Consider the following 12,610-nt stretch of genomic DNA (forward strand, 5'->3'; position numbering starts at 1 on the left):
GCTTCCGTGCGTCCCTGCTTAGGGCCGTCCGCCGAGTCCTGCTGAGCAGGGCTTGGCTGCGAGGGCTGGGCAGGATCGGACGAGTCGCTTAAGTGTGATGGAGATTCCACCACACCATTGTCCAACGAACCACTGACAAACCGTGTTTCTCGCAGCGCGGTGTGGCACCCTAGGGGAGTGCGAAATCGAGAATTCTGGCAGTTAGTCGACGAAGTGTTTGGCGCCCGGTACGGCAGAACACTCGCGTCGGACCAAGTCTTAACGAGCCTTGGAGACCTCACTGCCGCAGCAGCGATCGAGTCGGGGATGGAACCAAAGCTCGTATGGCACGCGCTGTGTGACGCGCTCGATGTCCCTGATGCGCAGCGCTGGGGCACAGATGAGCACCGCCAAGCACCTCCACGCGCGTAGTCTGGGGTGTTGCGGTTGGTGTTCTTGGTTGCGCACTTCAGCCGAACTGCCGGAGACGGTGCCCGCAAACAGCGACACGCCGCAACCATCGAGCGTTCGAACATGTGTTCGGTTATGCTTTATCCACACGAACATTTCGCTACGTTTCTCCCCAGCCCGCGAGAGCCGAAGCGCCCCGCACCCTAGCGTGTCAGTGAGTCCCGCTAAGGTAAACGAGGAAATAGACCACGAGCCCACGCTCACACAGATAAAGGTGACCTCATGCCAGTTTCAGCAGACCGCGAGAAAGCACTCGAAGCAGCGCTCGGGCAGATCGACCGACAGTTCGGTAAGGGTTCGATCATGCGCTTGGGCGACGACAGCCGACCAAAGGTGGAGGTCATCCCCTCCGGCTCGATCGCTCTGGATGTCGCTCTCGGCATTGGTGGATTCCCTCGCGGACGCGTTGTTGAAGTGTACGGACCAGAGTCCTCGGGTAAAACCACGATCGCACTGCACGCGGTAGCGAACGCACAGCGCAATGGCGGCATCGCAGCCTTCATCGATGCTGAGCACGCGCTCGATCCTGAGTACGCCAAGAAGCTCGGCGTCGACACCGACGCGCTCCTAGTCTCCCAGCCCGACACCGGTGAGCAGGCCCTCGAGATCGCAGACATGCTGATTCGCTCGGGCGCAATCGACATCATCGTTATCGACTCGGTTGCTGCGCTCACGCCAAAGGCCGAAATCGAAGGTGAGATGGGTGACTCGCACGTGGGTCTCCAGGCGCGCCTCATGTCTCAGGCGCTACGTAAGATCACCGGTGCGCTGTCAACCACAGGCACCACCGCAGTCTTCATCAACCAGCTGCGAGAGAAGATTGGTGTCTTCTTCGGTTCACCGGAGACCACCACTGGTGGAAAGGCGCTCAAGTTCTATGCGTCCGTCCGCCTCGACATCCGCCGGATCGAGACCCTCAAGGAGGGCTCGGAGCCAGTGGGTAACCGCACCCGCGTCAAGGTCGTCAAGAACAAGATGGCGCCTCCGTTTAAGCAGGCTGAGTTCGACATCCTCTACGGCCAAGGTATCTCGCGTGAGGGTTCGCTCATCGATATGGGTGTCGAGCACGGCTTCGTGCGGAAATCAGGTTCGTGGTTTACCTACGACGGCGACCAGCTCGGCCAGGGCAAGGAGAACGCCCGCAAGTTCCTGCGCGACAACCCTGAACTCGCCAATGAGATTGAGCGCCGCATCAAGGAGAAGCTAGGAATCATTGCCGCTCCAGAGGGTGCGGAACCAGGAGCTCCAGCACCCGCCGCTGATGGCATGGCTACGGAAGGCAAGGCAGCCGAGTCCAAGGCTAAGGAGCCAGCTAAGTCCAAGGGCTCCTCTAAGTAAGCCTGAACGTGAACATTATTGAGTACGACGAATCCGCGATTCCCCAGGAGTCGCGGATTCGCGTTAATGAGAAGCTTGAGAAAGCCCGCGAAACCGCGATGCGGATCCTCGCGGCTGCCCCGCGGAGCAAACGAGACCTTCAGGAAAGGCTTGAAGCAAAAGGTCACGAACGTGAGGTCTGCGAGGAACTCATCGCGCGCATCGAAGCTGTGGGCCTCATCGATGAGCATGAGACTGCCCGAGCAATCGCGCGCACTCGATTTGCAGAGCGGGGACGATCTCGCCGTGCTATCGCTGATGAACTCAGCCGTAAGGGCTTCGAGCAGGATGCTATTGAGAGTGCCCTCGAGCAGATTGACTCCCACGACGAGTACCGAGTGGCTAAGGAGCTTGCGCGCAAGCGGATCGCGCGGGACCGAAACGGTGACCGACAAGCACGCATGCGACGAGCGGTCGGGCACATTGCTCGAAAGGGATACTCACCATCACTCGCGATACGCTGCGTCTCGGAGGCCTTGAACGAGGAGTCGGAGTAGCGGTTCGACCAGGAAGGTGGTGTCATGCCCAGAGGCGCCACTGCCCCTCAAGAGACTCCCGGTTTGCTGGTCAGTCTGACCTGTCGTGACCGTGGGCAGGCAACCAATCAGGTTGCCTGCCCACGGTCACGGTAGCTCCGAATGCGTGATGCACGCCTTAGGCGTGACGGTTTGCCAACTTCTTCTCCACCCAGACTGCGAGCCTGCTGAGCGAAATGCTGACGATCAGGTAGATCGACACAACGGCGATGAACAGGGGAAGTCTGGAAGTGTCCCCAAAGAACGAGTAGTTGTCCTTCATCGTTGTGAGCAGCTCGTTGTATCCCACGATGAACCCGAGTGACGAGTCCTTGAGCAGCACTATGAACTGTGAAATCAGGCTTGGCAGCATCAGTGTGATGACCTGTGGGAACTGAATGATCCGCAGGTTCTCCCATGTGGTGAGTCCAATTGCGGTACCGGCCTCCGCCTGGCCGCGTGGCAGCGCGAGGAGCCCTGCGCGTAGAATCTCAGCCATGATTGCGGCGTTGTAGAGGGTCAGTCCGAACACAACCGCCGAGAATGAATCGAGCCGAAGCGCGAGCAGTCCAAAGAACATCATGAGTAGGACAGGCATTCCGCGCAGGAACTCGATGATGGCCACTGAAACCCAGGAGACGATCCTGTTCTTGGAATTGCGTGCGATTGCAAAGATAAACGCGAGGACGAACGCGCTCGGCGCGGCGATCAGGGCGGCCTTGAGGGTCATCCCAAGCCCGTGCACGAGCAGCGACTTCCAGACGTCCACCGCAGTCTGCGATTTCGGAGGGTCGTAGAGGACCCTCCAACGATCGTCAAAGATACCGCGGTCAGCTCCGGACTTCAGGAGCAGCGCCAGTCCCGCAAGCAAGGCCACAAACATGATCGCGGAGACAATGCGTTCTGTGCGGAGAGTCTTTGGCCCGGGGGCGTCGTAGAGGACTCTATTGGTCATCGTGCAAACACCACCTTGCGTTCAACGGCTCCGGCAATGAGCCCCGCGGGAATCGTGATCAGGAGATAGAACGCGGCAACACCGAGGAGGATCGGGATGACCTGGTCTGGATGGTTCAGCGAAAGCCTGCGGCCCGTCGAAGTGAGCTCAACAACCGTGAAACCGGCTGCAACCGAGGTGTTCTTGGTGAGCGCAATGAGGACGTTGATGATTGGCGGGATAACTGTTCGCACTGCCTGGGGGATGATCACAAGGGACAGTGTCTGGCTCGTCCGCAGACCGATGGCACGTGCGGCTTCCGCCTGGCCGATTCCAACGGAGTTGATTCCGGAGCGCACCGCCTCGCATATGAAAGCGCTCGTGTAGACGGTGAGCGCAATAATGGCGGGTACCTTGCCTAAGGGAAGAATGATTCCCAGGGTGGGCAGAACAAAAACAAAGAAGACGAACACGAGCGTGAGAGGTGTGTTGCGAACGGTTTCAACGTAAATGGTTGCAAACCCGCGCAGCGAGGAAAACGGCGCAACACGCATTGCCGCAAGGATAATGCCAAGTATCAGGGATAGAACGCCTGAGGTGACGGCCAGAATTAGCGTCATCTGGAAACCGGACAAGAATTTTGGGAGTTCGCTGATCACAGCGTCCATAAGAGTGCCTCCTGGTGCTCAATGGCAGGCAGAGTGGGGCAGTGAGTGTCGTGGAGAGGAAACATCGGGCGCTGATGGGGATGCGGGGTGAGGCGGCCGCACCATTGCGCGGCCGCCTCGACCCATAGTTTCCATCTGCGGTAGCCAATTGGAGGTGGCTACCTAGTGCCGTCAGTACCGGTCGATGGTTGGCGCATCAGGAACGGGGAGGACCGTTCCCGCGGTAGCTTTCCACGCCTCTTCCCAGCGTCCGTCGGTGAACGCTGCTTCGAGGGTGTCGTTAATGAAGGCACGGAACGCGTCGTCGCCCTTCTTGAGGCCGATTCCGTATGGTTCCGCAGTGAACTGATCGCCAGCAAGCTTGAACTCGTCCTCGTTTTGAGAAACGTAGCCCGCGAGGATCACGTTGTCGGTGGTGACGGCGTCAACCTGCTTGTTACGTAGCGGGTCGAGGCAGTCGGTGTAGGTGTCGAGGGTTACCAGTTCTGCGTCTGGGTAGTTCTCGAGGATGTTTTTTGCCGGGGTGGATCCGTCAACGGAGCACACCTTCTTACCTGCAAGGTCGTCTGGTCCCTTGATGTCGTTGTTGTCCTTGAGGACCATCAGGGATTGACCGGCAACGTAGTACGGTCCTGCAAAGTCGACGACCTTCTTACGGTCGTCATTAATGGTGTAGGTTGCGACGACAATGTCGACCTGGCCCTGCTCGATGAATGGCTCACGGTTTGCGGAGACCGTCTGGACCCATTCGATGTTGTCAGCTGAAATGCCGAGTTCTCCGGCAATGATCTTTGCGATCTCCACGTCAAAGCCTTCTGGGTCCCCGCTTGGTGCCTTGAGGCCAAAGAGTGGCTGGTCGAACTTGGTTCCTACGGTGATCTTTCCAGCGTCAGCGAGCTTGGCCATGGTGCTTCCGGCCTCGAACTTGCTCGCGTCAACGTCCTTGACCTCGGGGTCGTCTCCGCCGCTGGAGCACGCTGCGAGTGCGAGCGTGCTGGCAACGATCGCTGAGAGCAGTGTTCGTTTCATGCGCATGGTGCTTCTCCTTAGTGTTGTTCGTGGTGCTAGTCGGGGCAGCCTTTCGGGTGGGGGTCTGGTGCAATTGGGCACGAGCGACTGCGGGTTGTCTAGTGCTCCAAAATCTTCGCCAAGAAGTCCTTGGCCCGTTCGGACCGCGGATTGGTGAAGAAATCTTCGGGAGTTGCTTCTTCGACGATTTGTCCGTCCGCCATGAAGACCACGCGATCTCCGGCTTTTCTGGCGAACCCCATTTCGTGAGTAACGACGATCATGGTCATGCCGCCCTTGGCGAGCGCGATCATGACGTCCAAGACTTCGTTGATCATTTCTGGGTCGAGTGCTGAGGTCGGCTCATCGAAGAGCATGACCTTGGGTTCCATGGCTAGCGCACGTGCGATGGCGACGCGCTGTTGTTGCCCTCCCGATAGCTGGGCAGGGAGTTTTGCAGCTTGGTTGGCGACGCCCACGCGCTCGAGCAGTACCCGGGCCTTTGCCTGGGCTACCGATACTGGGGTTTTCCTGACCTTGATCAACCCAAGAGTCACGTTGTCGAGGATCGTCTTGTGTGCAAAGAGGTTGAACGATTGGAAGACCATACCTACGTCGGCACGAAGGTTGGCTAGCGCCTTGCCTTCGGAGGGAAGTTCTTTCCCGTCGATGTAGATGCTTCCGCTGTCGATCGTTTCGAGGCGGTTGATGGTACGGCACAGCGTGGACTTTCCGGAACCGGAAGGTCCGATCACAACAACGACCTCACCTCTGTTGACGGTGAGGTTGATGTCCTTGAGGACGTGGAGGTCTCCGAAGTGCTTGTTGACCGAGTCGAGCACAACAAGCGGGTCGCGCGTGGCCTCGGTCACCTTTTCGATCTCTGTCATGGAGCAAATCTAAGTCAAAACTGAGTAATGTGCTATTCAAGGATTGTTACAGTATTGCAACGGTCGGTGCGTGGCGTTGATGCAGGCCTCCTGCGAATTGGGGTTGCCGAGCCGGGGGACGTATTCTTGGTGACGATGTCTGCTAATCTCCCTTTCCCACACCTGCCCGGCGCAGTGGCCCTTGATGCCCCTGGAATCTCTGAACTCGCCTTTGACTCCTCTGCTAGCCAGCAGGGTGATCGTCCGACGAGCGCACAGTCCAGTTCGGCCACTTCCGCAACCCGCACGTACGTAGTCAAGACGCTCGGCTGCCAAATGAACGTCCACGACTCGGAGCACATGTCGGGAATGCTCGAGCAGGCTGGGTACCGCAAGGCCACGCTCGATGAGGAGGCCCGGAACGAGGCCGACGTCATCGTGATCAACACCTGCGCAGTCCGCGAGAACGCGGCAAACAAGCTCTATGGAAACCTCGGTCAGCTCGCCGCAATTAAGCGGAACCGACCGGGAATGCAGATCGCTGTGGGCGGTTGCCTCGCGCAGAAGGACCGCTCAACCATTGTTGAGCGGGCGCCTTGGGTGGACGTGGTGTTTGGAACGCACAACCTTGATGTGCTTCCTACGCTGCTTGAACGTGCCCGCCACAATCAGGAGGCGCAAGTAGAGATTGCGGAGTCGCTCCAGGTCTTCCCCTCGACGCTTCCTACCAAGCGCGAGTCGGTCTTTGCCGGTTGGGTCTCCATCTCCGTGGGATGCAACAACACCTGCACGTTCTGCATCGTTCCGCACCTGCGCGGCAAGGAGAGAGACCGCCGCCCAGGACAGATCCTTGCTGAAGTCCAGGCTCTCGTTGACCAGGGCGCTATCGAGGTGACGCTGCTTGGCCAGAACGTCAACAGTTACGGTGTTGAGTTTGGGGACCGCGGTGCGTTTGCCAAGCTGCTCCGCGCCTGCGGTGAGATCGAGGGCCTCGAGCGCGTGCGCTTCACGTCCCCTCACCCTGCTGCGTTTACGGATGACGTCATTGACGCGATGGCCGAGACCCCGAACGTCATGCCTCAGCTCCACATGCCACTCCAGTCCGGTTCGGACAAGATTCTGCGCGCGATGCGCCGCTCGTACCGCTCGGCCAAGTTCCTTGGGATCCTGGACAAGGTACGCGAGAAGCTGCCAAACGCATCCATCACCACAGACATTATTGTGGGCTTCCCGGGGGAGACCGAAGAGGACTTCCAAGAGACCCTGAGAGTCGTTGAGGCCTCGCGCTTCAGTTCGGCATTTACGTTCCAGTACTCGCCGCGTCCTGGCACGCCGGCGGCGGAGTTGGACAACCAGATCCCCAAGGCTGTTGTCCAGGAGCGCTATGAGCGGCTCATGGCGCTCCAGGACAGGGTCTCCGCAACCGAGTCAGAGAACCTCGTGGGAACCACGGTGAATGTGCTTGTCACAGAGGGGGCTGGCCGAAAGGACGGCGAGACCCATCGACTGACGGGACGAGCTGAGGACAACCGCCTCGTGCACCTTGCCGTTCCAGCCCGGGTGGCCGCACTTGTCGCAGCCTCGGACATCACGAGTGCCGCTGATCCGCGCCTAGCGGACGAGATGGACAGCGAGCTACCTCGCCCCGGCGACGTGGTTACTGTGACTGTCACCAAGGGCGCCCCGTATCACCTTGTCGCAGACTCGGCTGTGGAGGGTGGAGCATATTCGGTGCGCAGGACTCGTGCGGGGGATGCGTGGGCTAAGCGGGAGAAGACGCGCCTGGGCATCATTGCGGAGGAGCACTCGCACCAGAATCAACCGGAGCGTTCGGAGTCCGGCGCAGTCATGTTGGGTCTGCCGTCCCTGCGCGGCAACGCATAAGGGTCCCGGCACCTACAAAACGTGCGGCCTCATTGCTGCACGTAACCGCAGCCGCACGTAACTGCAGCCGCACGTAACTGCAGCTGCACGGCCACACATAACTACGCCGCACCCAACGGCGAGTGGCCTCGCGGCCCACTCTAGATCGCGTGATCGCGCCGCCAGGGACTTCCTAGTCCTGCTCGGCTTCGCCCTGCCAGTCGGGGGAGATACGTGACTCCATGTATTCGTAGAACTGCATGGACGTGTCCATGGCGTACCCGAACGCGTACTCAAACTGTGGCTTTGTAGCGCCAGCGGTGAAGTCGAAAGAGACTTCGGCGTGAACCTGGAGGTGGTGCTGCTCCTCGTCCACAAACACAGCGGACTTTGGCCAGATCTTGTCCCGGTTCCAATCGTTTACCGCGTAGAGCACGCTTGCTCGTGCTGACTCGCTCAGCTCGCGCTTCCATCGTGATCGTACTTGGAAGCAGCTTTTGCTTTCGCCGAGGAAGATGAACCAGAACGGGTTGCCGTCCCAAATCCCAAAAAGGTTCGAGTTATCGTCAAGCGTGAACTTGTATTCCTTGGCTGTGAGGAAGTCGGTGACTCGTTCGCGGTCCACAGGAGTTGGGGCGTCCTGGCCAAACTTGGCACTGGGAGCGGGGGGTGTGGACAGGATTGCCTTCTTCAGGTTGTCCACGAGGCCGATCCCAGGGTTGTCACCCAACACGTTACCGTCCGCAGCCCCAGACTCTGAACCCGCCGGTGTGCCCGCCGAAGAATCGGGGGAGGACGGCGTGCCGGTTGAGCGCCACTGGCTGTGGGGATCGCGGGCAGGCGTCTTTTCGGTTCGCTTAGAGAACCACTTCAGGGGGTTCATGCGGGCTTTCCTAACGGGTCTGGGAAGCGTTCGTCGAGCCGGTCAAAGAAGTGGTCACCCGCGCGGAGTCCGTTCATCAGGAACTCGGCGAGTTGTTCAACGGTTGCGCCAAATTCAAAGTCGTGCGATACCTCAGTGAACACTGAGATCACTCCGTCGTCTCGGACGCGGTAGTAGGCCTTGGGCCAGACCATGTCGAAGTTCCACTTGTTGCAGAAGTCGAGGATCAAACTTGCGCGCTCGATCGTGGCCACGCGGTTCCAGCAGCCACGGACTTGGATGACTTCGCGCTGGTTCCCAAAGCGCATGAACAGGAATACGCGGTTGCCCACGAGGCAGCCGATCTCGCCTTCGCTGTCCACGAAGTAGCGGATTCCCTGTGAGGCAAGCGCATCCACGATCAGGTCTCCTGTGACCTGAACGGGCGCGGTGTGCGTGTCCATTGTGCTCCCATTCTCTAGTCCGGTGGGTAGCGGAGGGCGCGCGGTGAAACGCGACAACCGGTACGTGCGGGCCATGTTCGGGTTGTATTCCTAGACTACTCGGCTTTTACCGGTCGCCCGAATTGCGGGCGCGTTCGCCGTGAACGTGACCGTGGGCGGGTTTAATGGAGGGACCAGTTGGCTACGCAAGGGAGTTCGTCGTGGTGGGTGAGAGTGCGAGTCCGTTTCGTGTGGCGGGTGCTACCGGGGAGTTCCTCATTGTTGATGCCGCGCCAGTGCTCCTGCCTGGAGTGTCCGGCCGGATCGATGGAGCTCGTGCGGATCGCGATGCGCTCGTGGCCCAGTTTCGTTCGTGGCTCGTAGGCGCGGACTCGCTCGTTGTGATTGCCGAGTCCGGCGGCCTCTCGTTGCGCCGTTCCGGCGCTCGCTTGGCGGAGCCTGTTTCACTGATTTTCGACGATTGGGTTGCGCAGTCCTTTGCCCCCATTTACGGTGCCCTCGGTGTGTTTGCTGCGCCGGGCGAGCTCACCGCTCAAGCCCCGACCCAAGACCCGATCGAGGACCAGCCCGAGATACTCGCAGCGAGCCTCCAAACCAGCGTCGGACATGAGGTCGTGCGCTTCCTTGCCTCGCGCGCTGCTTCCCCCGTCACTGCAGGCATTCCTGTTCAGATCGTCACCATTGCAGGGGAACTCGACGCGGGGGAACGCGAACTACTCTCGGACTTAGCCTCATCCGCTGCCCGAGTGCTTATTGCAACGGGCAGGCGGGGAGTAGATGGGGATCTACCCGACTCACTCGCCGGGGACCGACTGGACGCGCAGCGCGAGATTGACCACATCGTCGAGAATCAATGCGCGGCCGTGGGCCGCTAAAGGTAAGTTGTTGCGGTGAACATTGTTGCTGTTGTGGGCCCTACGGCCACGGGTAAGTCGGACCTTGGGGTTGAGCTGGCGCTCGCACTGGGCGGCTCAGCCGCCCAACTATCCGCCACTAGGCCCAACGCTGGCACCCCGGGCGCCCAGATCATCAACGCCGATGCGTATCAACTGTACCGGGGCATGGACATCGGCACGGCAAAGGTCACGGACACGGAGCGACGAGGGGTCGTGCACCACCAACTCGACGTGCTCGACGTGTCCGAGGACTCATCGGTCGCCGCGTACCAGGCCAGTGCGAGGGCGGATCTTGACGCCATCGCGGCTGCAGGCGACCGGGCCATCGTGGTAGGCGGATCAGGGCTGTACGTACGCGCGCTGCTCGACGACATGAACTTCCCAGGCACGGACCCGCAGGTCCGTGCGCGCATTGAGGAGCGGGCTGAACGCCTGGGCACCCGCGCGATGTATAACGAACTGAAGGGCGCCGATCCCGCCGCGGCCGAGTCGATTGGAACCTCAAATGTGCGCCGCATGATCCGCGCGCTCGAGGTCATTGAGCTGACGGGAGACCTGTACTCTGCGAACCTGCCCAAGCAGGAGTACGTGCGCCCTGCGCTCACAATCGGCCTCGACTACAACCGCGCGGCTCTCGACGCGCGCGTGGAGAAGCGCGTGGACATCATGTTTGAACGCGGCCTGTTGGACGAGGTGAAGGGGTTGGCCGAACTCGGCATGGGCCGTACAGCGGCACGCGCCGTGGGATACGCGGAGGTGCTCGCGCACCTGGCCGGGGACATTTCCCTCGATGAGGCGCGCGAGCAGATCGTGACGAACACGCGCCGACTCACCCGCAAGCAGATGGGCTGGTTCGGGCGCGACCCACGAATCGTGTGGCTCGATGGCGCGTCCTCAGACGTACTGGGCGCCGCGCTAGAGGCCGTCGAACGCGCTGACCATGGGGTGATCACACCGCAGCCCGAGGGGCCCGTGCGGCGTAGTCTGGGCTCATGACTTCCCTCGACTTCACCAAGGGCCACGGCACGCAGAACGACTTTGTGCTGCTCGACGATTCGGACGGCACCCTGCCCGTTAAACTGAGCGATGACGTGGTGCGGTTCCTCGCGGATCGCCGCGCGGGCCTCGGCGCGGACGGAGTCATCCGGGTCGTACGCTCCATCGAGGTGGAGGAGGGCCGCCGTGTGCTCGAGTCCGAGCCGGGCGCCACGTGGTTCATGGACTACCGCAACGCGGACGGCTCGATCGCGCAGATGTGCGGGAACGGCGTCCGCGTGTTCGCAGCCTACCTGGAGCAACTCGGGCTTGTGACCTTTGTGCCCGGAGTCCGCGTGCCGATCGGCACGCGCGCTGGTTTGCGCACAATCGAGAAGATCGGCGAGTGGTTCCGCGTCGGCATGGGCGAGTACTCCTTCCCAGCGCCCGCCGAGCAGGTCGCCCTGGGGGCAGACTCCTCCGTGGCGATCCGCGGACTTTCCGGTATCGGCGGCAGTGACGCCCGCCCAGCCCTGTCAGTGGACATGGGCAACCCGCACACTGTGGTCGCGCTCGCCAGTCTGGAGGACCTCGCCGGCATTGACTTCACGGCCCCACCTGCGGTGGAGCCGGTCCCTCCACACGGCACAAATGTTGAGGCAGTGGTCCCGGGCCCCCAAATTATCGACGATCGTGGTCACCTCACCGGGCATGTCACCATGCGCGTTCACGAGCGCGGGGTGGGGGAGACCCGCTCCTGCGGAACCGGCGCGTGCGCGGCTGCGCTCGCGGTTCGCCACTGGATGACGCTTGCGGGCGTTGGAGCCGGCGTGGACGATGGGCGCGACGCAGGCGCTTCGTCAGTGCCCGACGCGTGGCTCGTGGACGTCCCGGGTGGAACGGTCAAGGTCGAGGTCGAGGGGCGGAACGTCTACCTGTCTGGCCCCGCCGTGCTCGTGGCCGCGGGGCAGGTCGAACTACCGTAGCGCAGTAAGCCTAGTTGTCTTCTGGTTCCTCGCGGATTGTCTCGAGGACGCGGAAGCCCTTGGACGAGGCCATACGCACGGTGTCCGCGTACATGAGCGCCTCTGGGTTGTGGCGGGAGAACTGCTCGTTGAGCCAGCTGTGGAGAGAATCCGCGCCCAGGTTCTTCTGGACCACCTGGAATGCGCTTGCGCCGGGAACGAGGCGCGGAAGCCAGCGCAGCATGAGCGAGTGCAGCACGTCCTTGCCCACTCGAATGGGCGGGTTGGACCAGATCTCGGAGAACTGAATCTCTGGCGGAACCTGATCGGGGAACACCGCGCGCACGTTGGACAGACCGAGCTTCTGCGCGTTCGAACGGGTCAGATCGAGCGATCGTTCGTTGACATCCACTGCCCACACCGACGCTGACGGCGTCAGCGTGGCCATGGTCAGCGCGATGGGGCCCCAGCCACAACCCAGGTCGAGAAGGTGACCCGACGGTGGCGCAGTCATCTCCTTGAGCAGAACGCGCGTTCCGGCATCGATGTGCCCGGGGGAGAAGATTCCGCCAGCTGTCTCTACCTCGACGGAGCGTCCTGCGATCTCAACCTCAATTGTTCGGCGCTCCTCGGGGGACGCCGGTGCTGCCGTGAAGTAGTGATCGTTCTGGGGAATCTGGTTGCCTGTACTCACAGTTCAAGGGTAAGCCACACCATTGACGCGTAATAAACGTGAAAAGGCAGTGGGACAAGTGTCACGATGG

14 protein-coding genes are annotated in these 12,610 nt (G+C 61.1%); 7 read left to right on the forward strand and 7 right to left on the reverse strand.

The window, feature by feature from the left end:
* Positions 1-177 precede the first annotated feature (177 nt).
* The 3 genes from HGSM_RS14155 (at position 178) to HGSM_RS10175 (ending at position 2,324) form a co-directional block, all read left to right on the forward strand.
* Positions 178-411 carry a DUF3046 domain-containing protein gene (locus HGSM_RS14155; protein WP_081581440.1) on the forward strand — a complete coding sequence of 78 codons (234 nt, stop codon included), beginning with the start codon at positions 178-180 and terminating at the stop codon, positions 409-411.
* Positions 412-672: 261 nt separating this feature from the next.
* Positions 673-1,788 (forward strand): recombinase RecA, encoded by a 1,116-nt coding sequence (gene recA, locus HGSM_RS10170; protein ID WP_019148651.1) that lies wholly within the window; start codon positions 673-675, stop codon positions 1,786-1,788.
* 8 nt (positions 1,789-1,796) lie between these two features.
* Positions 1,797-2,324: a regulatory protein RecX gene (locus HGSM_RS10175; RefSeq protein WP_019148652.1), complete on the forward strand. Its 528-nt coding sequence runs from the start codon at positions 1,797-1,799 to the stop codon at positions 2,322-2,324.
* 157 nt (positions 2,325-2,481) lie between these two features.
* Here the strand turns inward: HGSM_RS10175 and HGSM_RS10180 are convergent, their stop codons facing one another.
* The 4 genes from HGSM_RS10180 to HGSM_RS10195 form a co-directional block, all read right to left on the reverse strand.
* Positions 2,482-3,297 (reverse strand): amino acid ABC transporter permease, encoded by an 816-nt coding sequence (locus tag HGSM_RS10180; RefSeq protein ID WP_019148653.1) that lies wholly within the window; start codon positions 3,295-3,297, stop codon positions 2,482-2,484.
* Positions 3,294-3,944, reverse strand: a complete 651-nt coding sequence (locus HGSM_RS10185) for an amino acid ABC transporter permease (protein ID WP_019148654.1) — start codon at positions 3,942-3,944, stop codon at positions 3,294-3,296. The genes HGSM_RS10180 and HGSM_RS10185 overlap by 4 nt, the downstream gene beginning before the upstream one ends.
* A 171-nt stretch (positions 3,945-4,115) precedes the next feature.
* Positions 4,116-4,979, reverse strand: a complete 864-nt coding sequence (locus tag HGSM_RS10190) for a glutamate ABC transporter substrate-binding protein (protein WP_019148655.1) — start codon at positions 4,977-4,979, stop codon at positions 4,116-4,118.
* A gap of 92 nt (positions 4,980-5,071) precedes the next feature.
* Complete coding sequence (locus tag HGSM_RS10195) at positions 5,072-5,842, reverse strand: amino acid ABC transporter ATP-binding protein (RefSeq protein WP_019148656.1); 771 nt, start codon at positions 5,840-5,842, stop codon at positions 5,072-5,074.
* Positions 5,843-6,157: 315 nt separating this feature from the next.
* Here HGSM_RS10195 and miaB point away from each other — a divergent pair, with 315 nt between their 5' ends.
* The gene (gene miaB / locus HGSM_RS10200; protein WP_407635112.1) at positions 6,158-7,705 is read left to right on the forward strand and encodes a tRNA (N6-isopentenyl adenosine(37)-C2)-methylthiotransferase MiaB; all 1,548 of its coding nucleotides are present in this window, start codon (positions 6,158-6,160) and stop codon (positions 7,703-7,705) included.
* A gap of 172 nt (positions 7,706-7,877) precedes the next feature.
* On the opposite strand, the gene HGSM_RS13825 is transcribed toward miaB, so the two are convergent.
* Entirely contained in the window at positions 7,878-8,567 is a 690-nt protein-coding gene (locus tag HGSM_RS13825; protein WP_019148658.1) for a type III secretion system chaperone family protein, read from the reverse strand.
* Positions 8,564-9,010 carry a type III secretion system chaperone family protein gene (locus HGSM_RS10210; protein ID WP_019148659.1) on the reverse strand — a complete coding sequence of 149 codons (447 nt, stop codon included), beginning with the start codon at positions 9,008-9,010 and terminating at the stop codon, positions 8,564-8,566. Before HGSM_RS10210 ends, HGSM_RS13825 begins: the two co-directional genes overlap by 4 nt.
* Before the next feature lie 164 nt (positions 9,011-9,174).
* Here HGSM_RS10210 and HGSM_RS10215 point away from each other — a divergent pair, with 164 nt between their 5' ends.
* The 3 genes from HGSM_RS10215 to dapF are packed head-to-tail and all read left to right on the forward strand — an operon-like array spanning position 9,175 to position 11,867.
* Positions 9,175-9,885: a hypothetical protein gene (locus HGSM_RS10215; RefSeq protein WP_019148660.1), complete on the forward strand. Its 711-nt coding sequence runs from the start codon at positions 9,175-9,177 to the stop codon at positions 9,883-9,885.
* A 15-nt stretch (positions 9,886-9,900) separates the two neighbouring features.
* The gene (gene miaA, locus HGSM_RS10220) at positions 9,901-10,902 is read left to right on the forward strand and encodes a tRNA (adenosine(37)-N6)-dimethylallyltransferase MiaA (RefSeq protein ID WP_019148661.1); all 1,002 of its coding nucleotides are present in this window, start codon (positions 9,901-9,903) and stop codon (positions 10,900-10,902) included.
* Positions 10,899-11,867, forward strand: coding sequence for a diaminopimelate epimerase (gene dapF, locus HGSM_RS10225; RefSeq protein WP_019148662.1), 969 nt, complete (start codon positions 10,899-10,901; stop codon positions 11,865-11,867). Before miaA ends, dapF begins: the two co-directional genes overlap by 4 nt.
* Before the next feature lie 10 nt (positions 11,868-11,877).
* On the opposite strand, the gene HGSM_RS10230 is transcribed toward dapF, so the two are convergent.
* Positions 11,878-12,540: a class I SAM-dependent methyltransferase gene (locus tag HGSM_RS10230; RefSeq protein WP_019148663.1), complete on the reverse strand. Its 663-nt coding sequence runs from the start codon at positions 12,538-12,540 to the stop codon at positions 11,878-11,880.
* Positions 12,541-12,610 lie beyond the last annotated feature (70 nt).

This window comes from Timonella senegalensis JC301, assembly GCF_000312125.1.
Taxonomy (GTDB): domain Bacteria; phylum Actinomycetota; class Actinomycetes; order Actinomycetales; family Cellulomonadaceae; genus Timonella; species Timonella senegalensis.

Excerpts from the sequence above, each read along its gene's own strand:
- recA (WP_019148651.1), top strand. The coding sequence starts at position 673 with ATGCCAGTTTCAGCAGACCGCGAGAAAGCACTCGAAGCAGCGCTCGGG.
- HGSM_RS10180 (WP_019148653.1), bottom strand. The coding sequence starts at position 3,297 with ATGACCAATAGAGTCCTCTACGACGCCCCCGGGCCAAAGACTCTCCGC.
- HGSM_RS10185 (WP_019148654.1), bottom strand. The coding sequence starts at position 3,944 with ATGGACGCTGTGATCAGCGAACTCCCAAAATTCTTGTCCGGTTTCCAG.
- HGSM_RS10190 (WP_019148655.1), bottom strand. The coding sequence starts at position 4,979 with ATGCGCATGAAACGAACACTGCTCTCAGCGATCGTTGCCAGCACGCTC.
- HGSM_RS10195 (WP_019148656.1), bottom strand. The coding sequence starts at position 5,842 with ATGACAGAGATCGAAAAGGTGACCGAGGCCACGCGCGACCCGCTTGTT.
- miaB (WP_407635112.1), top strand. The coding sequence starts at position 6,158 with ATGAACGTCCACGACTCGGAGCACATGTCGGGAATGCTCGAGCAGGCT.
- HGSM_RS13825 (WP_019148658.1), bottom strand. The coding sequence starts at position 8,567 with ATGAACCCCCTGAAGTGGTTCTCTAAGCGAACCGAAAAGACGCCTGCC.
- HGSM_RS10210 (WP_019148659.1), bottom strand. The coding sequence starts at position 9,010 with ATGGACACGCACACCGCGCCCGTTCAGGTCACAGGAGACCTGATCGTG.
- HGSM_RS10215 (WP_019148660.1), top strand. The coding sequence starts at position 9,175 with ATGGAGGGACCAGTTGGCTACGCAAGGGAGTTCGTCGTGGTGGGTGAG.
- dapF (WP_019148662.1), top strand. The coding sequence starts at position 10,899 with ATGACTTCCCTCGACTTCACCAAGGGCCACGGCACGCAGAACGACTTT.